21 protein-coding genes are annotated in these 21,570 nt (G+C 74.4%); 14 read left to right on the top strand and 7 right to left on the bottom strand.

From position 1 onward, the window contains the following. Window positions 1-83 precede the first annotated feature (83 nt). Together AB0F71_RS22700 and AB0F71_RS22695 are read right to left on the bottom strand one after the other, a co-directional pair. Window positions 84-1,796: a DNA polymerase Y family protein gene (locus tag AB0F71_RS22700; protein WP_360237338.1), complete on the bottom strand. Its 1,713-nt coding sequence runs from the start codon at window positions 1,794-1,796 to the stop codon at window positions 84-86. Window position 1,797: 1 nt separating this feature from the next. Then, the gene (locus tag AB0F71_RS22695; RefSeq protein ID WP_360237336.1) at window positions 1,798-2,664 is read right to left on the bottom strand and encodes a hypothetical protein; all 867 of its coding nucleotides are present in this window, start codon (window positions 2,662-2,664) and stop codon (window positions 1,798-1,800) included. A gap of 168 nt (window positions 2,665-2,832) precedes the next feature. Between AB0F71_RS22695 and AB0F71_RS22690 the strand changes: the two genes are divergently transcribed. The 4 genes from AB0F71_RS22690 to AB0F71_RS22675 all read left to right on the top strand — a co-directional run bounded on the left by AB0F71_RS22690 (window position 2,833) and on the right by AB0F71_RS22675 (window position 5,622). Further along, window positions 2,833-3,510 (top strand): helix-turn-helix domain-containing protein, encoded by a 678-nt coding sequence (locus AB0F71_RS22690; protein WP_360237334.1) that lies wholly within the window; start codon window positions 2,833-2,835, stop codon window positions 3,508-3,510. Continuing rightward, the gene (locus AB0F71_RS22685) at window positions 3,507-4,244 is read left to right on the top strand and encodes an SRPBCC domain-containing protein (RefSeq protein ID WP_360237332.1); all 738 of its coding nucleotides are present in this window, start codon (window positions 3,507-3,509) and stop codon (window positions 4,242-4,244) included. Before AB0F71_RS22690 ends, AB0F71_RS22685 begins: the two co-directional genes overlap by 4 nt. A gap of 116 nt (window positions 4,245-4,360) precedes the next feature. Then, entirely contained in the window at window positions 4,361-4,933 is a 573-nt protein-coding gene (locus AB0F71_RS22680; RefSeq protein WP_360237330.1) for a dihydrofolate reductase family protein, read from the top strand. A 98-nt stretch (window positions 4,934-5,031) separates the two neighbouring features. Then, window positions 5,032-5,622 (top strand): DinB family protein, encoded by a 591-nt coding sequence (locus AB0F71_RS22675; protein WP_360237328.1) that lies wholly within the window; start codon window positions 5,032-5,034, stop codon window positions 5,620-5,622. Window positions 5,623-5,682: 60 nt separating this feature from the next. Here the strand turns inward: AB0F71_RS22675 and AB0F71_RS22670 are convergent, their stop codons facing one another. Further along, complete coding sequence (locus tag AB0F71_RS22670; RefSeq protein ID WP_360237326.1) at window positions 5,683-6,009, bottom strand: TfoX/Sxy family protein; 327 nt, start codon at window positions 6,007-6,009, stop codon at window positions 5,683-5,685. 231 nt (window positions 6,010-6,240) lie between these two features. On the opposite strand from AB0F71_RS22670, the gene AB0F71_RS22665 reads away from it, so the two are divergent. The 4 genes from AB0F71_RS22665 (at window position 6,241) to AB0F71_RS22650 (ending at window position 8,947) form a co-directional block, all read left to right on the top strand. Beyond that, window positions 6,241-6,564: a VOC family protein gene (locus AB0F71_RS22665; RefSeq protein ID WP_360237324.1), complete on the top strand. Its 324-nt coding sequence runs from the start codon at window positions 6,241-6,243 to the stop codon at window positions 6,562-6,564. A gap of 151 nt (window positions 6,565-6,715) precedes the next feature. Continuing rightward, complete coding sequence (locus tag AB0F71_RS22660) at window positions 6,716-7,111, top strand: MmcQ/YjbR family DNA-binding protein (RefSeq protein WP_360237321.1); 396 nt, start codon at window positions 6,716-6,718, stop codon at window positions 7,109-7,111. Between the two features lie 248 nt (window positions 7,112-7,359). Further along, entirely contained in the window at window positions 7,360-8,511 is a 1,152-nt protein-coding gene (locus AB0F71_RS22655) for an SUKH-4 family immunity protein (RefSeq protein WP_360237319.1), read from the top strand. A 55-nt stretch (window positions 8,512-8,566) separates the two neighbouring features. Further along, window positions 8,567-8,947, top strand: coding sequence for a hypothetical protein (locus tag AB0F71_RS22650; RefSeq protein WP_360237317.1), 381 nt, complete (start codon window positions 8,567-8,569; stop codon window positions 8,945-8,947). Here the strand turns inward: AB0F71_RS22650 and AB0F71_RS22645 are convergent. Together AB0F71_RS22645 and AB0F71_RS22640 are read right to left on the bottom strand one after the other, a co-directional pair. Then, a complete protein-coding gene (locus AB0F71_RS22645; protein ID WP_360237447.1) occupies window positions 8,862-10,307 on the bottom strand; it encodes an MFS transporter in 1,446 nt (481 codons plus the stop codon). The two genes, AB0F71_RS22650 and AB0F71_RS22645, sit on opposite strands and share 86 nt — an antisense overlap. Before the next feature lie 7 nt (window positions 10,308-10,314). Further along, a complete protein-coding gene (locus tag AB0F71_RS22640) occupies window positions 10,315-11,277 on the bottom strand; it encodes a DMT family transporter (RefSeq protein WP_360237445.1) in 963 nt (320 codons plus the stop codon). Window positions 11,278-11,437: 160 nt separating this feature from the next. On the opposite strand from AB0F71_RS22640, the gene AB0F71_RS22635 reads away from it, so the two are divergent. Continuing rightward, window positions 11,438-12,328 (top strand): LysR family transcriptional regulator, encoded by an 891-nt coding sequence (locus AB0F71_RS22635; protein ID WP_360237443.1) that lies wholly within the window; start codon window positions 11,438-11,440, stop codon window positions 12,326-12,328. Window positions 12,329-12,508: 180 nt separating this feature from the next. Beyond that, window positions 12,509-13,573: a DUF2332 domain-containing protein gene (locus tag AB0F71_RS22630; RefSeq protein WP_360237315.1), complete on the top strand. Its 1,065-nt coding sequence runs from the start codon at window positions 12,509-12,511 to the stop codon at window positions 13,571-13,573. A gap of 139 nt (window positions 13,574-13,712) precedes the next feature. Here AB0F71_RS22630 and AB0F71_RS22625 read toward each other — a convergent pair whose 3' ends face one another. Both AB0F71_RS22625 and AB0F71_RS22620 read right to left on the bottom strand, forming a co-directional pair. Beyond that, the gene (locus AB0F71_RS22625; RefSeq protein ID WP_360237313.1) at window positions 13,713-16,103 is read right to left on the bottom strand and encodes an FtsX-like permease family protein; all 2,391 of its coding nucleotides are present in this window, start codon (window positions 16,101-16,103) and stop codon (window positions 13,713-13,715) included. Beyond that, entirely contained in the window at window positions 16,100-16,825 is a 726-nt protein-coding gene (locus tag AB0F71_RS22620; protein WP_360237311.1) for an ABC transporter ATP-binding protein, read from the bottom strand. Before AB0F71_RS22620 ends, AB0F71_RS22625 begins: the two co-directional genes overlap by 4 nt. Before the next feature lie 270 nt (window positions 16,826-17,095). On the opposite strand from AB0F71_RS22620, the gene AB0F71_RS22615 reads away from it, so the two are divergent. From AB0F71_RS22615 to AB0F71_RS22600, 4 genes are all read left to right on the top strand, one after another. Continuing rightward, window positions 17,096-18,547 carry a histidine kinase gene (locus tag AB0F71_RS22615; RefSeq protein WP_360237309.1) on the top strand — a complete coding sequence of 484 codons (1,452 nt, stop codon included), beginning with the start codon at window positions 17,096-17,098 and terminating at the stop codon, window positions 18,545-18,547. Next, complete coding sequence (locus tag AB0F71_RS22610) at window positions 18,499-19,146, top strand: response regulator transcription factor (RefSeq protein WP_360237307.1); 648 nt, start codon at window positions 18,499-18,501, stop codon at window positions 19,144-19,146. Before AB0F71_RS22615 ends, AB0F71_RS22610 begins: the two co-directional genes overlap by 49 nt. 288 nt (window positions 19,147-19,434) lie before the next feature. Then, window positions 19,435-20,481 (top strand): 2-oxoglutarate and iron-dependent oxygenase domain-containing protein, encoded by a 1,047-nt coding sequence (locus AB0F71_RS22605; protein ID WP_360237305.1) that lies wholly within the window; start codon window positions 19,435-19,437, stop codon window positions 20,479-20,481. A 232-nt stretch (window positions 20,482-20,713) separates the two neighbouring features. After that, window positions 20,714-21,508, top strand: coding sequence for a MerR family transcriptional regulator (locus AB0F71_RS22600; RefSeq protein ID WP_360237303.1), 795 nt, complete (start codon window positions 20,714-20,716; stop codon window positions 21,506-21,508). Window positions 21,509-21,570: the final 62 nt, after the last annotated feature.

The following is a 21,570-nucleotide window of genomic DNA, read 5'->3' as shown; positions in this document are numbered from 1 at the left end:
CGGGGTTGCCTTCGTCGTTCTCGTACTGGTCCTGCCCCCTTGCCCCCTGCTACGGGCCTTCGGGCCTTCGGGCCTTCGGGCCGCTAGTCGTAGCCGGCCTCCAGGTACCACGCACCCCCCTCCACGGTGAGCAGCAGCGCCCGACCGCCGTCCACCACCACCTGGAACCGCGCCCGGCGGCGGGCGAGCGACTGGTCCCACCAGTACTCGACCGCCGGCCAGGGCCCGGTCCAGGCCGCCACCCGCTCCTCGCCGCCCCGGGTCACGACCAGGGCGGGCCGACCCGACACCCCCGCCCGGCCGTCCACCGTGACCGGCCGGCCGGCCTCGTCCAGCACCCGTACCGGCGCCGGCTCGCGCAGCACCACGGCCGGCCAGAGGTCCGCCGACCGCTCCGCCAGCCGCCCCGGCCAGGGCGCCTCCGCCGCGGCTGCCGCCTCGTACGGCTCGCCCCACGGCACCCGGACCTGCTGCTCGCCCGGGCCACGACCGCCGGCCGGTTCGATCCGGCGCAGCCCGGCGTGCCCGAGCACCGACTGCACCCGGGCCACCGCGCGCTCCACCCGGTCGTCCGCGACGGCCTGGCCCCACAGGGCGAGTTGGCGGCCCTGGTCCGGGGAGAGGCCGTCGGGGGCGAGGCGGAGCAGGGCGAAGCCCTCTCGATCGCCATGCCCGGCGGCGAAGGTGCCCATGCCCTGCCAGGCCTGGAGCTGCCAGCGGACCCGTTCGGCCAGCGCCGTTGCGGACAGCCGGCCCTCGTGCCGCCACAGCCGGGAGGCCGTCCGACCGTCCGCGCAGGCCACCTCGACCGCCACCCGGCGGCAGGTCAGCCCGGCCCCGGCCAGCCGCCGGTGCAGCTGCTCGGCCAGCGTGCGGGCGACGAACACCAGCGGCTCGGCCGACCGCTCCGGCGGGTCGAAGCGCTGCTCGACGGCGAGGTCCGGCTCCTCGTCGCGCGGCACCAGCGGGCGCGGCTGCAGGCCGCGGGCCAGCCGGTGCGCGACCGTCCCGGTCGGGCCGAAGCGGTCCGCGACCGCCTCGGGCGGCAGCCCGGCGAAGGCCCCGACGGTGGGCAGGCCGAGCCGCCCCAGCAGCTCGGCCAGCGCCTCGTCGCCCAGCGCGGCCACCGGGTAGGGGGCGAGGAACTCCGCCGTACGGCCGGCGGGCACCAGCACCCCGGCGCGGGCGGCGAGCACGGCGGCGAACAGGCCGTCGGCGACGCCGATCCGGGCGTGAGGGGCGGTCGGGGTGGTGGGCTCGATCGGTTCGGTGGTGCGTTCGGTGGATCCAGCGGCTTCGGCAGGTTCGGTGGATCCGACGGGCGGGCCTGGGGTGGTGGCGGGCATGGCGGGCACCGCCACCGCGCCGGGGACGGCGTCCGGGACGGGCGGTCGCCCGAGGGCGTCCGTCACCGCCGCGCCGACCAGGGTCGCGAGCGCCTCCTCGCCGCCGAAGTAGCGGCCCGGGCCCTTCACCGGGATGGCGCACAGGCCCGGGCGGATCACCTCCACCCGGGGCGTGAACGCCTCCACCGCCGCGACCACCGGCTCGAAGCGGCGGGTCTCCGCCTCCGGGTCGCGGTCGCGCAGTTCCAGTTCCGGGCAGAGCCGCTGGGCCAGCTTGAGCCGTTGCCCCTGCCGCACCCCGGCGGCCCGGGCACCCGCCGAGCAGGCGAGGATCCGTCCGGCCTCCGTCACGGCCACCGGGTCGTCACCGGTGACGGCCACCACCGGCCAGTCCGGGCACCAGACCACCAGAACCCTGGGGGTCCGGTCGCCGTCGGGCGTCGTCGGCATGTCACACCACCGCCGCCACGAGCGGGGCCGCCTCGGGTGCGGCGGGCAGGGCGGGGACGGCGGGCACGGCCACCGGGACAGCCGTGGGGACGGCCGTGGGCACGGCCACGGGGCCCGGGGGAACGGCGAGGGGCTGCGCCTGCTCCCGGACCGGGCGCACCGCGCCGTGCTCGTCCGGCAGCCAGAGCCGGGCCGTCCGGCCGCGCACCGCCGAGCCGCGCCCCTCGGCCACCACCTCCACCTGACGCCCGGCGAGCTGCCCGTAGCCGTCCCCCAGCCCGAACCAGCGCCTGGACCGCACCCCCAGCCGCAGCGCCGCCCCCGGCCACGGGCCGGCCACCAGCAGCACGCAGCCGCTGCGCCGCAGCACGGCGGCCAGGCGGGCGGCCAGCTTCGGGGGCACCGGGCCGTCCGGGCGCAGCATGATCAGTTCGACCGCGCCGGCCAGCACCGACACCACCTCGGGCCAGTGCCGCCCCGGGTCGTCGGCGACCAGCAGGCGGCGCAGGTCCAGCCCGTACCCCTCGGCGGCGGCGAGGCCCAGGTCCGGCAGCCCGATCGCGGCCGCCCAGCCGCCCCCGGTCTCCCGGACCCCGGCGGCCAGCGCGAGCAGCAGTCCGGCGTCCCCGCCCGCCACCGACACCGCCGTCCCGCGCCGCAGTCCGCCGTCCGGCAGCACCTCGCGCAGGGCGGGCACCACCGGTACCAGTCCGTGCCCGGCCGCCTGCCCGTCCGCCTGCCCATCAGTTCGCCCGGCCGCCCGCCCCGCCTCGGAGGCGGGCGCGGCAGCCGGGAGCGCCACCGGCCGCAGCACGGGGCGTTCGGGCTGCTCGGCGGCGGATTCGAAAGCAGGTTCGAAAACGGACACAGCCCCAGGATCGAACATCCGTTCGCAAAGATTCAAGTCCACCCCACCGCCCTCATTCGTCACACTCCGTGTCGGATGCGCCGAATGCCGGAGCCCCCTTGGCCCTTTCGGCTGACCGACAACCCTTTTTTCCTTGACAAATTTTTTTGTCGGTTGAATGCTGGAGGAGTGCTGGACGTCGCCGTGATCGAAGAACCCGCCGCGGCCGAGGCCTCCCTGGACCCGATCCGGTCCCGGATCCTCGCCGCCCTCGCCGAGCCCGGCTCGGCCTCCATGCTGGCCACCCGGCTGGAACTGCCCCGACAGAAGGTCAACTACCACCTGAAAGAACTGGAACGGCACGGACTCGTCGAACTCGCCGAGGAACGACGCAAGGGCAACGTCACCGAACGGGTGTACCGCGCCACCGCCGCCTCCTACGTGATCTCCCCCAGCGTCCTGGCCGCCGTGAGCCCCGACCCCTCCCGCTCCCCCGACCAGCTCTCCGCCCGCTGGCTGCTCGCCCTGGGCTCCCGGCTGGTGCAGGAGGTCGGGGCCCTGCTCACCGGTGCCTCCCGGGCCGGGCGGCGGGTCGCCACCTTCGGCATCGACGCCCAGGTGCGGTTCGCCTCCGCCGCCGACCGGACGGCCTTCGCCGAGGAACTGTCCCTGGCCGTGGCCACCCTGGTCAGCCGCTACCACGACGAGTCCGCCCCCGGGGGCCGCAGCCACCGGGTGGTCGTCGGACTCCACCAGATCCCCTCGGCGCCCAAGCCCGAAGGCGACCGACCCCAGCCCGAAAGCGACCGATCCCAGCCCGAAGGCGACCGGCCGCAGCCCGAAGACGACCAGGAGAACCGGACGTGACCCACCCCTTCGAGATCGAACTGGAGACGACCCTCCCGGCGAGCCCGGAACAGGTCTGGGAGGCCATCGCCACCGGACCGGGCCTCGACTCCTGGTTCATGGGCCGCAACGAACTCGACCCGCGCGGGGGCGGAACCGCCGGCATGGAGATCGGCGGCCACCGCACGGAGGCGGTGGTCACCGCCCACGAGCCCGGCAAGCGCCTGGCCACCCGCACGGCCACCGCCGAGGACGGCCGGTTCATGGCCTTCGAGTACCTGATCGAGGGCCGGGACGGCGGCAGCACCGTGCTCCGCGTCGTCCACAGCGGCCTGCTCGGCGACGACTGGCAGGACGAGTACGACGCGCTGCGCCGCGGCTGGCCGTTCCACCTGCACACGCTCCGCGAGTACCTCACCCACTTCCCCGGCCGCACCGGCACCCCGGTCTTCGCCGCGGCGCCCGGAGGCGGGCGCCCGGACCCGGAGGTCCGCAGCCTCCTCGCCGACGCACTGTCACTGCCACTGCCGGTCACCGTGGGTGCCCTGACCCACGCCGAGCCGACCGGACTGCCCGCACTGGACGGGGAGGTGGTCTGGGCGGACGACGAACGCTTCGAACTCCGCACCGCCGACGGGCTCCTCACCTTCCACCACGGCGCGGGGACGGTGCTGATGTTCCACCACCTCTTCGGGCCCGGGACGGACGGGGCCGAAGCCGCCTGGCAGCGGTGGCTGACCGGGCTCCTCGCCTGACCCGCGCCTGGCCCTCGCCCGACCGACGCGCACGCACCGCCCGTAACCGCCTCCGCAGAGCCACAAGAACCGCAGACCCACGAGACTGCAGACCCACGAGAACCGAGGAACCACCCATGCGCACCCTGATCAGCTCCGCCTTCATCTCGCTCGACGGCGTCGTCGAGGCCCCCGGCGGCGAACCCGGCTACCGGAACTCCGGATGGACCTTCAAGGACGTCGAGTTCCTCCCCGAGGCCTACGAGATCAAGGGGCGGGAGCAGGAGGAGGCCACCGCGATGCTGCTGGGCCGGGTCAGCTACCAGGCGTTCAGCCCGGTCTGGCCGGACATGCCGGAGTTCGCCCGCTACAAGACGCTGCCGAAGTACGTCGTCTCCACCACCCTCACCGAGGACGACCTGGTGTCGAACTGGGGCGAGACCACCATCCTGCGCTCGGTCGACCAGGTCGCCGCCCTCAAGGAGACCGAGGGCGGGCCGATCATCCTGCACGGCAGCGCCGCCCTGAACCACAGCCTCTCGGACGCCGGCCTGATCGACCGCTACCACCTGCTCGTCTACCCGCTGCTGCTCGGCGCGGGCAAGCGCCTGTTCAGCGCCACGGACAAGGACGCCCAGAAGCTGGAGCTGGTCGAGCACCAGGTCTACGGCAACGGCCTGCAGAAGCAGATCTTCGACGTCGTGCGCTGACCGGCGTTCCCGCCCAGCGCGTCCCCGGGGCCCGCGCCCGTCGCGGACCGCCGGGGTAAACCGATGGACAGGTTCCCGGCGGTCAACAGACTGATCCCATGACGGCGAACAACGACAAGAACGACCTGCGGATCTACGTCCAGGACGCCCGCGACGCCCTGTTGTGGAAGCTGGACGGCCTCTCCGAGTACGACCTCCGGCGACCGCTCACGCCCACCGGTACCAACCTCCTGGGGCTGGTCAAGCACGTCACCGGAGCCGAGGCGCTGTACCTCGGCGAGACCTTCGGGCGCCCCTTCCCCGAACCGACCCCGCTGTGGATCATCGGCACCGACGAGCCGAACGGCGACCTGTGGGCCCGGGCCGAGGAGAGCACCGAGGAGATCGTCGGGCGCTACCGCCGGGTCTGGGCGCACTCGGACGCCACCATCGAGGCGCTGCCGCTGGACGCCGTCGGCCGACTCCCGTTCGGCGACCGCCCGCAGCAGACCCTGCACCGGGTACTCGTCCACCTGATCGCCGAGACCCACCGGCACGTCGGCCATGCCGACCTGGTCCGTGAACTCGTCGACGGCGCCACCGGCCAGCGCTCCGACGGCGCCAACACGGCCCCCGGCGACGCTTCGTGGTGGCAGGCCCACCGCGACCGGGTGGAGCAGGCGGCCCGCGAGGCGGGCGGACTCGCCTGAGCCCCGGGGCGGAACCGGAACCGGCTCACCCCAGGAACTCGCGTCGGGGACGGAGGGGGGTCACTTCGGCGGAAGTGCGGCAGCGGCCCTCTGCCCCAGTTGCAGCCAGTCGTCCAGGACGTGGTCGTCGAGGACTTCTCCCGCCACGATGACCCAGCCCTTCGAGATCCGGCCGCGGACCTCGAAGGGCCGCGCGCCGGGCTGGGCGAGGGCCTGTGGGGTGTCGTCCGGGGCGACTCGTACCAGCAGTTCGTCGCCGACCACGCCGACCGCCGTGTTTCCCCGCACTGTGAAGACGAGTCCGCCGAACATCTTCTTCGCGACGACCTCGCTGTCCTCCTCCAGCAGCTCCCGGATCCGCTCCGCCAGCACCTCGTCATACGCCATGGCCCTGACGCTACCCACGCGCCACGGCCCCTGCCCGCGCAACCCCACCATGAGCCATATAGGACATTAACTGTCCTATATGGCCATTACGGTCTTTTCGGAGGGCGAAACCGCGGGACCGTCCTGCTCGACCCCTCCCGCCACCCCTTCCGCACCAGCCGCACCAGCCGCACCCGCTGACGGCCCCAGCCGCTCGCAGCGGCTGCTCTCACCAGGACGGCGGCCCCCGGAGTGCACGCACGCCCCGGCGACGACATCCACATGCTGCTCTACCGGGGCGGATTCTGCGCCATGCTCTACAGCAACGCCGACCTGAAGAACTGGCTGCCCAGCCTGGCCGACACCCCCATCGGCTTCGCCGGCATGTTCTACCTCGGCGTGGACGACTTCGACGGCGTGCACGACCACATCGCTCAGCACGCCGAGATCGTCAAGGACACCGACACCGACCACACCGGCCAGCGCATCTTCTACTTCCGCGACCCGGACGGCTACGTCATCGGCATCAACGACCAAGCCGCCCTCCAGGCCAGCGACCTCGGCAAATACGCCTGACCCGGGCTCAGGACGCCCTGGCTCGGAGCGTGGTCCGGCGAGGGACCGGCCGATCGCGCTCCCCCTCGGCCCGGGGGCATCGCCCCACGGGAGCACCTGGCCGGGTCCCGACGGGCGACCTGCCCCACCCGCGCACGAAAGACGACACCGAATGAATCCCGACGAGGTCGCGGCATACGCCCTGGACCTGCCCGAGGTCAGTGAGGAAGAGCCCTGGGGCCCGCACCGGCCCGTCTACAAGACCGGCGGCAAGATCTTCGCCACCCTGGCAGCGGCCAACACCTCCCAGCCCGACCGGCTGAGCATGAAGTGCGAAGCCGCCCTCGCCCTGCACCTGTACGAGCAGCACCCCGCGGTACGCCCCGGGTACGGGTACCAGGGCCCGCGGTGGCACTGGATCACCGTGCACCTGGACGGCACGGTCCCCGACGAGGAGATCGCCGAAATGATCAGTCACTCCTGGCAGTGCGTAGTGGACGGCCTGCCCCGCACCCCACGCGACCGGCTGCGCAGGCTCCACCGCGATCAGGCCCATCGTCGTCCGTAGGACGGTAGGTAGCGGCCCAGGAAGTTGACGTGCCTGCCGGTCCTTGAACGGGGAGAGGCGGGTGGCGTCCTCGTTCTTGATGTCGTGGCCCTCGGCGCGGAGTCGGGCGCGGAGTCGGGCGACGGCGGCGTCCAGGCAGGTGTGGACTGGCGGGTCCGGAGGGGCGGGTCCGGAGGGGCGGCTGCGCTGTCGGGTCGGCCCGCTAGGGTCGGGTGGGACAGGGGGCGGAACGGGGAAGGGCGGGGCACGTGGAGTGGGTGCGGGTGGCCGGGGTGCCGGGTGGCGTGGTGCACGGGGGGAGCCGGGAGTTCCTGGTGCGGGAGGGGCTGCCGGCGGCCGGGGCGTTCCTGGACTTCCGGGTGCTCGGCGGCGGCTCGCTGAAGGCCCTCCCGACCGCCGGGCCCGAGCGGCTCTTCGTCCTCGGGGAGACGGACTACTGCACCCCCTTCGCCCCCGTCGGCGACCTGGTGCTGCTGGACGGGACCACCGGCGAGGTGCTCCTCGGCAACGGCGGCCCCCGACGGGACCGGCTGGCCTCCGACCTGCCCGCGCTGGCCGCGCTGGTGCGGGAGGTGGAGGCCGTGGGCGAGGCGGCCCGGCGCCCGGAGGCGCTGGACGGACGGCGCGGGCCCGCCGTGGTGGCCGAGGTGACGGTCGGCGCCGAGCGGCGGATGCGGGAGATCGACCCCGGGCTGTTCGGGCACGACGCCACGCCCGCACACTGGGGCACGGCCCTGCTGGTCCGCGCCCTGGGCTGGGGCGCGCTGCCCGGCGGCCCGGGCGGCCCCGCGTACCGGGTCGGCACCGAACTGGTCACCGAGCTCGCGGCACTGACCGACGAGGAGGGCGGGGCGGGCCGGGTGCACCGGTTCCGGCCGGAGGCGCTGCCCGCCGCCCTCACCCACGAGCCGACCCGCCGACTGCTGACCGAGGTCGGACTGCCGCTCGGCGGCGCGATGTTCGGGGTGTGCGAGGAGCCGCTGGTCACCATGGCGGAGGCGTACCCCGAGTACTTCGACGGCGAGGAGGAACGCCCGTACCAGCGGGACTACCTCGCGCTCGGGGACTGGCCGTCCGACCTCACCATCGCCCTGGACGGCGCCACCGGGCGGCTCGAACTGCCCGACTGGTACGACGACGGGCAGCCCGAGGCGTACCTCAACCGCGACCTGACCGCCCTGCTCTACGCCCTGTGGACGTACGAGCGGCTGCGCGCCGAGTGGGAGCGCTGGGAGCACGGCCGGGGCCGGGACACCTGGGCGGTGTTCGACCCGCAGTCGCTGCTGAGCACCGTGGTGGACCGGCTGGTCGAGGGCGTCGATCCGGAGGCCTTCGCCTCGCCCGGGCGGTCCTGGCGGCTGCTCGCGGAGGACGGACACCTGGGCGGACTGCTCGGCTGAACACCGGGGGCCGCTCCTCCCTCGGCCGGTGCCGCCGCGCCGGTACGCTGCCCCGGTGACGAACATCCGTACGGCGGCCGGGCGAAGACGGGCGGTGCTCCTCGGCATCGGCGCCGGCCTCTCCCTCGCCTCGGCGGGCGCGCTGTACGCCCTGCTGTACGTGCGGTCGCTGGGCTACGGGGAGCGCTGCGAGCGCGGCCTGGTGTCGGGCGGCGGTCGGCTGCTGGAGACGGGTGCCTCCTGGCTCCCGCCGGACGCCTGGTGCCGGTTCGAGGACGGGAGCCTGTCCACCACGCCGTTCTGGGCGCTGCTGCTGTTCTACGCGCTGCTGACCGTGGTGGTCTGGTCGGTCATCGCGCTGGTGCACACCGTCCGTCCGTGTCCGGACCCGGGGCTGGACTGGCAACCGGGGCACGGTACCGGGGCGGGCTGGTAGGGGCGGGGCTGGTGGGGGCGGGGCTGGTAGGCGCCGGGCTGGTGGGGGCCGTACCGGTAGGGGCCGGGCTGGTGGGGGCGCTGGTGGCCGTGCTCACCGGTGCTGCGGACGGTCGGCGGCGGGTGCGCAGCGGGGACAGGTAGACCGGCAGGAAGGCCGTTGCGAGGACGGCCCCGCCGAGCCAGAGCGTGGTGCGCAGGCCGAGGAGTTCGCCGAGCAGCCCGGAGAGCGCGGAGCCGATCGCGAGCGCGCCGAAGAGCAGGAAGCGGAAGGTGGCGTTCATCCGGCCGAGCAGGTGGTCCGCGGTCATCCGCTGACGCAGGCTCACCCCGAGCACGTTGTCCATGCCGGTCTTGAGCGAGACCAGCAGCCAGCCCGCCCCGGCCAGGAGCAGCCACGGCCCGCCACCGATCATCGGCACCAGCAGTCCGGCGGGCGCCAGGCACAGGCCGGCCAGGGCGAGGGTGCGACCGTCGCCGAGCCGGGCGGAGACCGGGCGGGCGCAGCGCGAACCGAGCAGGATGCCGACCCCGCCGACCGCCCAGAACAGGCCCAACGCCCAGGCGGGGAGGTTCAGTTCACGTACGAACAGGACCGGGAGCAGGGTGTTGACCAGTTGCGAGCCGAGGTTGTTGAGGGAGGCGGTGGCGGCCAGGGCCCGCAGCTCCGGGTTGCCGAGGACGTGCCTCAGACCCTCGGCGATCTGCGCGCCGAGACCGGGGGTGGGGGTGGGGGTGTCGGGGTGGACGGGGACGCCATCGGCGGGGGTGCGACGCAGTGCGGTCGGTCGCAGGGCGGTCAGTCGCAGGGCGGAGCCGAGGTGGCTGAGCGCGGTCACGGCGATCGCCAGTGGCGCGGTGAGCAGTTGGACCAGCAGCCCGCCCGCGCCGCGTCCGGCGACATTGCTGACCGCCATCAACCCGACCACGGCGGAGTTCGCGTCCACCAGGTGCTCGCGGCCGACCAGCCCGGGCAGCACGCTCTGCGAGCCGACGTCGAAGAAGACCGTGGCAGCGCCGGTGAGTAGCGCGACCGCGTACAGCTGCCCGAGGGTCAGCCCGCCGAGCCACCAGGCCAGCGGGACGGAGGCGTAGAGCGCGGCCTTCACCAGGTCGGCCACGATCAGGACGCGACGGTGGTGCATCCGGTCGACCCAGGCACCGGCGGGCAGGCCGATGAGCAGGAAGGCGAGGGTACTCAGGGTGGCGAGCAGACCGGCCTGGCCGGGGCCCGCGTCGAGGGCCTCGACGGCAACCAGGGGGACGGCGACGTAGCCGACGTTGGTGCCGAGTTGGGTGAGGGCGGTGGCGGTGAAGAGGGTGCGGAAGTCGGGGATCCGCCAGAGGGAGTCGGGGCGCATGGTCCGTTCAGTCATGTGCGGGGGCGGTCGATACGGGGGCGGGGTCCGCCGGTACTGGGGCGGGGGTGGGCTTCGGCCGGCGCTTCGCGAGGAACACCCCGGCGAGGACGACGGCCATCCCTGCCACCGCCCGTACGGTCAGCTGCTCGCCGAGGACCAGGGCGCCGAGCACGGTGGACACGACCGGCAGCAGGTAGCCGACGGTAGCGGCGCTGGTCGGGCCCTCGGTGGCGATCAGGCGGTAGTTGAGGTGGAAGGTCAGCCCGGTGCAGGCGATGCCGAGGACGGTCACGGCGGCCAGGCCGAGCGGATCGGCGCCGGCGAGCGGGTTCAGCGGGCCGACCGTGGGCAGGGCGATCGTGCTCAGCCCGGCGGCGGCGGAGAGCTGGGCGGCGGAGAGGGCGAGCGGGGCGGTGGCCGTCCCGGCGAATGCTCGGGCCATGTAGGCGAAGGCGATGGCGTAACTCGCCGCCGCGCCGAGCAGGGTGAGCGCCCCGGGGATGCTGATGCCCCCGCCGGTGCCGCCGCTTCCGTCACCGATGCCGTCACCGATGCCGCTGCCGTCCTGCCACGGGGCGAGGATCAGCAGTACGCCGACGAAGCCGAGCAGCAGACCGGCGAGGCGCAATGGCCCCCGGGCCCGCTCCGTCCCGAGGGCGAGGCCGATCAGCACCGACCAGAGCGGGGTGGTCGCGTGCAGCACCCCGGCCAGGCCGGAGCCGACGCTGCGTTCGCCGTAGGCGGTCAGCAGGAACGGCAGGGCGTTGCAGAAGAACGCGGCCACGGCGAGCCGCCGCCAGAGCGCGCCGCCGCGTGGCAGGCGTTGCCCGGCGGAGCGGGCGAGCAGCAGCAGGACGGCGGCGCCGAGGGCGGCGCGCAGCACGGTGATCTGCACCGGGGTGAGCCCGTGTTGCAGCGCGAGCCTGATCCAGAGGAAGCCTGAGCCCCAGAGCAGTGCGAGGACGGCCATCCGCAGCACGGTCCAGCTCCTTGTCGGTGGTGGTGGCGGTCGGGTTTCGGGTGGCGGGGTGCCCGATGACGGTCGCGCGCGGTGATCACTTAGCACAAGCGAAAAGTTCTGAACCACCTTTAAGCTGCGCTGCATGAATGCCTCACTCGACGTCCGCCGGATGCAGGTGCTGCGCGCCGTGGTCGACCACGGCTCGGTGAGCGCGGCCGCCGACGCCCTCGGCTACACCCCGTCCGCCGTCAGCCAGCAGGTGTCAACGCTGGAACGGGAGACCGGGACAGCACTGCTGGAACGGATCGGGCGGGGCGTACGGCCGACCGCCGCCGGGCTGCTGCTGGCCGGGCACGCGGCAGCCATCGACCGGCAGGTCGCCGAGGCGGGTGCGGCGCTGGCCGACCTGCGGGCCGGACGCACCGGCTGCCTGACCGTCCGTTACTTCACCACGGCCGGCTCCGCCCTGGTGGCACCCGCGCTGGCCGTCTTCCGCCGCGAGTACCCGGGCGTGCGGCTCGACCTGGGCCTGACCGACCCCGTCGACCCGCTCATCGAGGTACGGGACGGCCGGGCCGACCTCGCGGTGGTGTTCCGGTCCGAGGAGGCCCCGACCGGCGTGCGGTTGGTGCACTTGCAGGACGATCCGTACCGCGCCGTGCTGCCCCGGGGGCACCGGCTGGCCGGACGGCGCGTGCTGGACCTGTCCGAGCTGGCGGACGAGCCCTGGGTCGGCGCCGAGCCGCCCGGCCCCTGTCGGAGCCTGGTGGAGGAGGCCTGCGACGCGGCCGGCTTCCGTCCGGCACTCGCGGTGGACGGCGCGGACTACGTCACCGCCCAGGGCTTCGTCGCGGCGGGGCTGGGAGTGTCACTGCTTCCGGAACTGGGACTGACGCAGCGCCACCCGGGCGTCACGGTCTGCCGGGTGCGCGGCCCGGAGCCGGTACGGACCCTGCACGCCGCCGTACGGGAGAGCGCCTGGGGGCAGCCGGTGCTCGGGGCACTGGTGGCGGCACTCCGATCGGTGGCAGCTCCGGCGTCGGCGATGCAGACGGTGTAGGTGGTGCGGGGGTGGTGCGGGTCGCGGGGGGGGGTGATCGGGCGTGCGGCGCAGGTCAGTAGGCTCGTGCTCCGGCGCGACGGCGTCACGACGTCACGGCGCGACAGCGCCCGCACGGCGGAGGGCAGGGGCCCGGCCGAGGCTGCGCCACGATCGGGGCGGGGAAAGGGAGTACGGGCCATGGACAGCGTCACGGGGGACGTCTACCGGGCATTCGCGGAACGGGAGGCGCGCGGCAACTCGGCGATGTACCAGGAGCTGGCCGAACGGACGGCCGGCGATGCGGAGTTGCTCGGCCTGCTGGACGAACTGCCGGACGCCAAGCGGCAGCCGAACCTGCTGTTCGGCGCGGTGCGGCACCTCGGCGGACCGGTGACGGAGGACTGGCCGGCCTTCCGCGCCTGGACGGTGGAGCGGTGGGCCGAGGTCTCGGCGACGATGCTGGAGCGGCGGACCCAGACCAACGAGGCGGGCCGCTGCGCCACCCTGCTGCCACTGCTGGCCTCGCTGCCGCAGCCGCTGGCGTTGATCGAGGTGGGCGCCTCGGCCGGACTCTGCCTGTATCCCGACCGGTACCGGTATCGATACCGGTACATGGCTGGTACCGGTACCGATGGTGCGGTCGATGCCAACAGCGCGGCCGGTTCCGCCGATTCAGCCGGTTCGGCCGATTCAGCTGAGGAATTCGGCGCGGCTGGCAGCCCGGTGACGCTGGACTGCGCGGTGAGCGGGCCGGTGCCCCAGCTGGACGCCCTGCGGAAGCGGCTGCCCGAGGTGGTGTGGCGCGCCGGAATCGACCTCAATCCGCTGGACGTCCGGTCCGAGGAGGACATGCGCTGGCTGGAGTCCCTGGTGTGGCCGGAGCAGACCCACCGGCTGGAGCGGCTGCGCGGCGCCGTCCAGGTCGCCCGGGCCGAACCGCCGCTGCTGGTGCGCAGCGATCTGAACGCCACCGTACGGGAGTTGGTGGCGCAGGCCCCGGCGGGTTCGACGCCGGTGGTGTTCCACAGCGCGGTGCTCGCCTACCTGTCGCCGGAGGCACGGGAGGAGTTCGCGGCGACCATGCGCGAGCTGCCTGCTCACTGGATCTCCAACGAGGCGGTCTCCGTCCTGCCGACCGTCGCGGAGCGACTCCCCCGCCCGGTCCCCGCCGGCTCCGGGCTGTTCGCGCTCGCCCTGGACGAGCGGCCGGTCGCCTTCACGGGGCCGCACGGGCAGAGCCTGGAGTGGTTCGCCGGGGCGTGAACCGGTGCCGTCGCGCACTGCCCCTCGCCCGCATGGCCCGCGCGCACCTGGCCGTCGGCCGCGTGGCCCTCGGCCGGCCCGCTCTCGGGGGGCGGGCACCTGTGGGAGCGGGCCCGTCGCCCTCCGGGGCGCTCCGTCGTCACTCCGTCCGCAGGGCCGTGACCGTCCAGGTGCGGGCGGCCCAGGTCGCGGGCAGGAGGGCGCCGAGCAGGGCCAGCGCCACCCCGCCGAATATCAGCGGCCCCACCACGGACGGGGCGAACACCGTGAGGTCCGCGTCCGGCACCCCGATGCCGGCGGCGCGGGCCATCGCCGGCATCACCAGGTGGTGCACCCCGACCCCGATCGGGACCCCGACCAGGCCGGCCAGCAGGCCGCTGCCGCAGACCGAGGTGAGCACCATGCCGACGGTCTGCCGGGGCGACATCCCGAGAGCCTTGAGCACCCCCAGGTCGTGCACCCGGTCCCGGGTGTCCAGCAGCACGGTGTTGAGCACCCCGAGCCCCGCCACGGCCGAGAGCAGCAGGGTGAGCGTGCCCGCCAGGGTGTTCACCGCCAGCACCACGATGTTGATGTGCGCCTCGCCGGGGTCGGCGCTCAGCCCCATCGGCTTGACCACCGCGTCCAGTCCGTCGGCGTAGGACACCGCGTCGGTGCCCGCCGTGAGGTCGATGTGGAAGGAGACCGCCTCGGCGTGGACCGCGCCGCCGAGCGGCTCCAGTGCGGCGCGGTCCAGGAACACCACGTCCTGGGTGGTCATGACCTCCCCGGTGATCCTCGCCGGGGTGGTGCGCCCGTGGTCGGCGAGGGTGACGGTGTCCCCCACCTTCAACTGGTTGGCCCGCAGGAAGGCGGCGCTGGCCACCGTCTCGCCGGCGCCGTGGAACCAGCGGCCCGTGACCATCTGGAAGCCGCTCCAGGAGGTGTCGCCGGTGAAGGCGACCAGTTCGGAGCGATCGGTGCTCCCGGCCACCGTCGCCGCGGCGGGCGCGCTGCTGTACCAGGCCCGGGTCCCGGGGCGGGACTCGATCGCCTTCGCCACGGCCGCCTCGTCCACGTGGTCGACCGGTGCGGAGCCGTCGAACGGGACCTGGACCAGGACCTTGCCCGCGCGGTCGGCCGTCAGGCCGTCCTGGAGCGAGCCCAGGGAGAGCGTCAGCCCGACGCAGAGGGTGACACCGGCCGTGCCGAGCACCACCGCGGCGGCGGTGGTCGCCGAGCGGCCCGGCCGGTTCAGCGGGGATGCCAGCCCGAGGCTGAGCGCCCTCGGCACCGGCAGCCGGCCGATCGCGTCCCGCACCCCGGACAGCAGGCCCGCCACGCCGGCCCGACCCGCCGCACCCCCGGCGGCCGCCCTCCTGGCGCCCGGCGCCGTCCGGCCGACCGCGAGCGCCTCCACGGTGCGCAGTCGCCCGGCCCGCAGGGCCGGCACCAGCGAGGTGCCGACCACCGCGCCCAGGGCCGCGACCGCGACCACCACGTCCACCCAGAGCGGGATGCCGAGCAGGCCGCCGCGCAGGGCCTTGTGGGCCATTCCCAGCACCGGCACGGACAGCAGGTTGCCGCCCAGCACGCCCAGCGCGGTGCCGATCCCGGCGGGGATCAGCGCCTGGCCGACGTAGGCCCGCGCCACCTGGGCCGGGGTGAAGCCCAGGGACTTGAGGATGCCGATCCGCCGGGTGGCGGCACTCACCGCGCCACCGACCACGACGCCGATGATCAGCACCGACATGGCCAGGCCGAGCACCCCGAAGGCCGTGACGAACGGGACGAAGGTCGAGGCCGTCCGGTTGGCCTCCTCCCGGGCGGCCCGGTAGGAGGTGGCCTTGGTGAGCGCTCCGCCCGGCACCGCGGCGGCGATCGCCGCGTGGTCGGCCTCCACCTCGGCGTCGCTGCCCGCGTGGGCGAAGCGGTAGAGGTACTGGGCGGCGGGCGTCGTACCCGGCGCCGTCAGCCCGGCCACCTGTTCGGGGGCGACCCAGCCGTCCGCGCTCCAGGAGACCGAGTCGGCCAGGCCGACGACCTTGAGCGTCGGCTGCCCCGGCAGCTCCGGGAACTGCGCGGAGTCCCCGACCGCCAGTGGGGAGTGCCCGTTCAGGAACACCACCTCGCCGGGGCCCGCAATCCAGCGGCCCATGGTGATCCGCAGGTCGTCCATCGGGCCGTCCTGGGCCCGGCCGACCAGCGTCATCGGCGGCAGCAGGCTGCCCGCGGGCGGGATCCTGGTGTCCTGACCGGCCCGCGGTTGGAGGGTCACCGCCGGGTAGGGGCCGGCCGAGGCCGTCACCCCGGGGGCGTGCGCGGCCGCGGCCAGCTGGGCGGGGCTCGCCTTCGTCCGGTCGTACAGCACGTTGAGGTGCGCGCCGCGCTGGTCGGTGAAGGCGCGCTCGTACGGGCCCTGGGCGGCGACCACCAGCCCGAGGGCGAGGATGCACGCCGTCACGGACATCATCGTGGTGAGCACCATGACCAGGGTCTGCACCCGCTTGCGGCCCACCCCGGCGCGGACCACCTTGCCCATCGCGTTCATGCGCCCACCCCGCTCCGGCCGCCGGAGGCCGGCAGCGCCGCCGTGTCCCGGACCAGGCGGCCGTCGAGCAGCTCGATCGTCCGGTCGGCGCAGGCCTCGGCGAGCGCGGTGTCATGGGTGACCAGCAGGATCGTCTGGCCCTCGGCGTTGAGCCCGCGGAGCAGGTCGCGGACGTCGGCGGCGGAGGCGGTGTCCAGTGCTCCGGTCGGTTCGTCGGCCAGCAGCAGCGGCGGACGGTTCATCAGCGCCCGGGCCACCGCGACGCGCTGGCGCTCGCCGCCGGAGAGCCGACCGGGGAAGGCCTTCGCGTGCCGGGCCACCCCGAGCCGCTCCAGCAGCTCACCGGCCCGGGCCCGGGCCTGCTCCCGCCGCGTCCCGGCGAGTTGGGCCGGGAGCAGCACGTTGTCCTCAACGTTGAGGTCGTCCAGCAGGTTGAAGAACTGGAACACCATGCCGATCCTGGTCCGCCGGTACTCGGCGAGCGCGGCCTCGCCGAGTTCGTGGACGGCCACGCCGTCCACCTCGACGCCGCCCTCGCTCGGGCGGTCGAGGCCGGCGACCAGGTTCAGCAGGGTGGACTTGCCGCTGCCCGAGCGGCCGAGCACGGCCACCGCCTCGCCGGCCCGCACGTCGAGGTCGAGCCCGGCCAGGGCGGGACGGGCGGCGTCGGATCGGTCGTACGTCTTGCTGACGCCGCGGATCCTGATGATCGGCGCATTCACGGGCCCTCCACGGTTCGGGGTCCGGCTCCGGGGGACCCGGGACCGGCTGACGGAACATCACGCTACGAATCCGCGGTCGGGCCCGGACAGCCGTCTAGGCGGCGTCCTGGGGGTGTATCCAGATACACCCCGAACTGGGTGTTCAGGCCTAGAGCGCCGGACGATCACGACGGGCAGACTGACTCCGCGGAAGATCGGGACGGATGCTCACGGAGGGCTCCGGCAGGCAGACTTCGGGCCCCGCGGGGCCCGGGACGAAAGGGGGGCGACATGAGGACGGAAGCGATCACCGGGGTGGCTCGACGGCTGGGCCAAGCCTGCGCGGACGGCGTGCGCGCCTGGTACGTGGCGACGATGGCCGTCACGGGGCTGATCGCGCTGCTGGCCGGGCCGATCGTGCTGGGTGCCGCGCTGTTCGGTCCGGACGAGTCCGGGCACTTCGGGCTGGGCGGGCCGCTCATCCTGGCGGTGCCGCTGGGGCCGGTCGCCCTCTGGGCGCTCTGCTGGGCCACCGGCGGCTCCGGCCGGGCGCTGGGGGCCGCGCTGTTCGCCCCGGGCGCGCTCGCGGTGACGGCGACCCACCTGTACGGCGGCGCCGCGCCCGGCGGCCGGTCCGTCTCGCTCTGGCTGGCGCCCTCGCTGCTGGTGCTCGGGCTGTTCGGCGCACGCTGGATCGCCACCGAGAGCCGGCGGGTCGTCGAGCGGTGGAGCGGGCGGCCGATCCCGGTGCCGTACCGCCGCCCGGCCGAGGGGGCCGGCGCCTGGCAGCGGCTGTCGGCCGGCGGCTGGCTGGCCGACCCGGCGACCTGGCGGGACTTCGCCTGGGCCTTCCTCACCGGATTCGCCGTGCTGTTCACGGCCGCGATCGTGGTGCTGGCGCCGATCGCCCTGGAGATCTTCGGCCGGAACGGGCTGCTGTTCCCGCTGGTGATCGTCTACGGCATGGGTGTCTGGGCGGCCCCGTTCGCGCTCCTGTGGGCGGCACCGCCCGTCCTGAGGCTGCACGAGAGGGCCGCCAGGTCCCTGCTCGGGCCCTCCCGGCAGACCGAACTCGCCCGCCAGGTCAGCCATCTGGCGCGCACCAGGGCGGACACCATCGACGCCGGGGCGGCCGAGCTGCGCCGGATCGAGCGGGACCTCCACGACGGGGCGCAGGCCCGGCTGGTGGCGCTGGGCATGCTGCTGACCGTCGCCGAGCAGGTGAAGCACGACCCGGACGCCCTCGGGCCGCTGCTGGCCGAGGCCCGGACGTCCTCGGTCAAGGCGCTCGGCGAACTGCGGGACTTGGTCCGGGGCATCCACCCGCCGGTGCTGGCCGACCGCGGCCTGGCCGACGCGGTGGAGGCCACCGCGCTGGACCTGCCGCTGCCGGTCACCTTCACCGGGAGCCTGTCCGGCCGGGCCCCGGCACCGGTGGAGTCGGCCGCCTACTTCGCGGTGACCGAGCTGCTGGCCAACGCGGTGAAACACGCCGGGGCCTCGCACGTGTGGATCGAGATAGGGCACAGTGACGGGCTGCTGCGGATATCGGTCACCGACGACGGGCGCGGAGGCGCGGACCCGTCCCGGGGCACCGGCCTCAGCGGAACCGAACGCCGACTGGCCGCCTTCGACGGGGTACTCGCGATCAGCAGTCCGTCCGGTGGGCCGACCATCGTGAACCTGGAGATCCCGTGCGCGTTGTCATCGCCGAAGACCTCTTCCTCCTCCGGGACGGGCTGACCCGGTTGCTGGAGGCCAACGGCATGAAGGTCACCGCGGCGGTCGAGAACGGCGAGCAGCTGCTCGCCGCGATCACCGCCGACCGGCCCGACATCGCCGTGGTCGACGTGCGGCTGCCGCCGAGCTTCACGGACGAGGGGCTGCGCGCGGCACTCGCCGCCCGGCGGGCCCACCCGGGACTCCCCGTGCTGGTGCTGTCACAGTTCGTGGAGCAGCTCTACGCCCGCGAGCTGCTGGCCGGCAGCTCCGGCGGGATCGGCTACCTGCTCAAGGACCGCGTGCTGGACGGTGCCCAGTTCCTCGACGCCGTCCGCCGGGTCTCCCAGGGTGGTACGGCCATGGATCCGGAGGTGATCACCCGACTGCTCACCCATAACTCCTCGGCCGGCCCGGTCTCCACCCTCTCCCCGCGCGAGCGGCAGGTACTGGCGCTGATGGCCGAGGGCCGCTCGAACGCGGCGATCGCCCAGCAGCTGGTGATCACCGAGCGGGCGGTCGCCAAGCACACCGCGTCGATCTTCGTCCGCCTCGACCTCCAGCCCTCCGACGACGACAACCGCCGGGTCCTGGCCGTCCTGGCCTACCTCAACAACTCCTGACGACCTCGACGGCCCCCTCCGCCCAGGGGGGCTCGCCCGGCACCGAACGGGTCATCTACCCTGGTGAGGTGCTCATCCTTGTTCGCCGCCGCCACGTGGACCTGCTCCGCGTGACGACCATGTCCTGTCGACGCTCCGGCTGAACCTCGCGCCACCCACCCTCACGGCAGCCCCGACGCGGCCGCCACCACCTCCCGGCTACCGGAGCACCCGCCCCACCAGGCGCGGCTCCGGCCTTCCCTGGTCGACCACCGGGACCAGCCGGGACGAGACCAGCGGATGTCACACATGACGCAGCAGTACACGCCCATATCCGGATCCGGCTCCACCCCGGAGGCGCACCCCGAGGCCCTCCCGGTGATCGACCTCTCGCTCGCCGACGGCAGCCCCGAGGACCGCCGCCGCCTGCACGACGAGCTCCGTGCCGCCGCCACCGGCGTCGGCTTCTTCCAGCTCGTCGGCCACGGCGTCACCCCGGAGGAGACGGCCGCGCTCACCGCAGCCATGCGCGCCTTCTTCGCCCTCCCCGAGGCCGACCGGCTCTCCGTGAGCAACCTCAACTCCCCCCACTACCGCGGCTACACCCGCACCGGCGACGAGCGCACCGGCGGCAGCCAGGACTGGCGCGACCAGCTGGACATCGGCGCCGAGCTGCCCCCGCACGCCCCCGGCAGCGGCGAGCCCCCGTACTGGTGGCTGGAGGGTCCCAACCAGTGGCCGGCCGCGCTCCCCGAGCTGCGCTCCGCCGCGCTCGGCTGGATCGACCACCTCGGCGCGGTCGCCCGCCGCCTGCTGCACGAGCTCCTCGCCTCGATCGGCGCCCGCCCCGACTTCTACGACGACGCCTTCGCGGGCCACCCCCACCTGCGGCTCAAGCTGGTCCGCTACCCGGGCACCGCGCCCGACGGCGCCGGCCAGGGCGTCGGCGCCCACAAGGACTACGGGTTCATCACCCTGCTCCTCCAGGACACCGTGGGCGGCCTCCAGGTGGAGCGCCCGGACGGCACCTTCCTGGACGTCCCGCCGCTCGACGGCGCCTTCGTGGTCAACCTCGGCGAGCTGCTGGAGGTGGCCACCGACGGCTACCTCAAGGCGACCAGCCACCGCGTGGTCAGCCCGGCCGGAGCCCGTGAGCGCTACTCCGTCCCGTTCTTCTACAACCCCCGCCTCGACGCCCACATCGAGCCGCTCGACTTCCCCCTCGCCCACCACGCCCCCGGCGCCACCGAGGACCCGGCCAACCCCCTCTTCGCCGACTTCGGCTTCAACGAGTGGAAGGGCTACACCCGGGCCCACCCCGAGGTCACCCGCCGCCACCACGCCGCCCTCGCCTGACCCGAGGCCCGCGAGAGACCCCACAGGTGCCCCGCCCCGGCGCCCGCCCCGACGCCGGGGCGGGCGCCGTTCGCAGTCTCCGGGCCACCACCGCCCGGGCCGCCGCCTCCGGGCCACCACCGCCCCGGGCCCCCACCGCCCGGGCCGCCCACCCCGTCCGATGGACCTGATCGCACCGCACTGTCACACTGCAGCTGTCACAGCAGGAGTGTGCCAGCGCGGGAGGCAGCAGATGGGGGAGCACAGCGCCGGGGTCGGCGAGGTGCGGCTGACGGTGGACGAGTTGGCGGCGCGGGCCGGGGTGACGGTGCGGACGGTGCGGTTCTACGGGACGAAGGGGCTGCTCCCGCCGCCGGAACTGGGTCCGCGGCGGGTGGGACTGTACGGGGCCGCGCACCTGGACCGGCTGGGGCTGATCGAGGAGTTGCAGCGGCAGGGGCTGACCCTGGCCGCGATCGAGCGCTACCTGGCCCGGCTGCCGGAGGACAGCACCCCGCTGGGCCTGGCCATCCACCGGGCGCTGGTGGCGTCCTGGACACCGGAAACGGCCGAGGAGGTGGGCCGGGCCCAGTTGGAGCGGCGGGCCGGTCGGGGGCTGTCGGAGGAGCAGGTGGAACGCCTGGTCGCGATGGGGGCGCTGGAGCGCACCGCCGACCCGGAGGTGTTCCGGACGGATCCGGCCCTGCTGCCGTTGGGCGTGCGGATCCTGGACGTGCCGATCCCGCTGGAGACGCTGCTGGCCGCCCGGGCGGTGGTGGTGGAGCACAGCCGGGCGACCGCCCGGGAGTTGCAGCGGCTGTTCCGGGAGACGGTCTGGAAGCCGTACCGGGAGAGCGAGCCGGATCCGGCGGAGCTGGCCCGGATGAAGGAGCTGACCGACCACATCCAGCCGATGGTGGCGCAGGCGCTGGTCACCGCGTTCCAACGCTTCCTGCGGGAGGAGTTGGGCGACGAGCTGGGCGAGGCGTCAGGCGAGAAGCCCGGCGCGGAACCCGGCGAGAAGCCCGGCGCGGAACCCGGCACCTAGCAGCCCCCGGGTGGGGCCGCGCCCTCGCGCGCACGGCCCCACCCCCTGCCCTCCGCCACTCT

The organism is Kitasatospora sp. NPDC028055 (genome assembly GCF_040637885.1).
GTDB lineage: Bacteria > Actinomycetota > Actinomycetes > Streptomycetales > Streptomycetaceae > Kitasatospora.
The sequence above is the reverse complement of the archived record's forward strand: the minus strand, read 5'-3'. Positions and strand labels throughout refer to the sequence as shown.

Bases quoted from the DNA above. Each gene is read 5' to 3' on its own strand.
- AB0F71_RS22640 (WP_360237445.1), bottom strand. From the start codon at position 11,277: ATGGCCGTCCTCGCACTGCTCTGGGGCTCAGGCTTCCTCTGGATCAGG.
- AB0F71_RS22645 (WP_360237447.1), bottom strand. From the start codon at position 10,307: ATGCGCCCCGACTCCCTCTGGCGGATCCCCGACTTCCGCACCCTCTTC.
- AB0F71_RS22660 (WP_360237321.1), top strand. From the start codon at position 6,716: ATGAATCCCGACGAGGTCGCGGCATACGCCCTGGACCTGCCCGAGGTC.
- AB0F71_RS22625 (WP_360237313.1), bottom strand. From the start codon at position 16,103: ATGAACGCGATGGGCAAGGTGGTCCGCGCCGGGGTGGGCCGCAAGCGG.
- AB0F71_RS22600 (WP_360237303.1), top strand. From the start codon at position 20,714: ATGGGGGAGCACAGCGCCGGGGTCGGCGAGGTGCGGCTGACGGTGGAC.
- AB0F71_RS22675 (WP_360237328.1), top strand. From the start codon at position 5,032: ATGACGGCGAACAACGACAAGAACGACCTGCGGATCTACGTCCAGGAC.
- AB0F71_RS22635 (WP_360237443.1), top strand. From the start codon at position 11,438: ATGCAGGTGCTGCGCGCCGTGGTCGACCACGGCTCGGTGAGCGCGGCC.
- AB0F71_RS22630 (WP_360237315.1), top strand. From the start codon at position 12,509: ATGGACAGCGTCACGGGGGACGTCTACCGGGCATTCGCGGAACGGGAG.
- AB0F71_RS22605 (WP_360237305.1), top strand. From the start codon at position 19,435: ATGACGCAGCAGTACACGCCCATATCCGGATCCGGCTCCACCCCGGAG.
- AB0F71_RS22670 (WP_360237326.1), bottom strand. From the start codon at position 6,009: ATGGCGTATGACGAGGTGCTGGCGGAGCGGATCCGGGAGCTGCTGGAG.
- AB0F71_RS22615 (WP_360237309.1), top strand. From the start codon at position 17,096: ATGAGGACGGAAGCGATCACCGGGGTGGCTCGACGGCTGGGCCAAGCC.
- AB0F71_RS22700 (WP_360237338.1), bottom strand. From the start codon at position 1,796: ATGCCGACGACGCCCGACGGCGACCGGACCCCCAGGGTTCTGGTGGTC.
- AB0F71_RS22680 (WP_360237330.1), top strand. From the start codon at position 4,361: ATGCGCACCCTGATCAGCTCCGCCTTCATCTCGCTCGACGGCGTCGTC.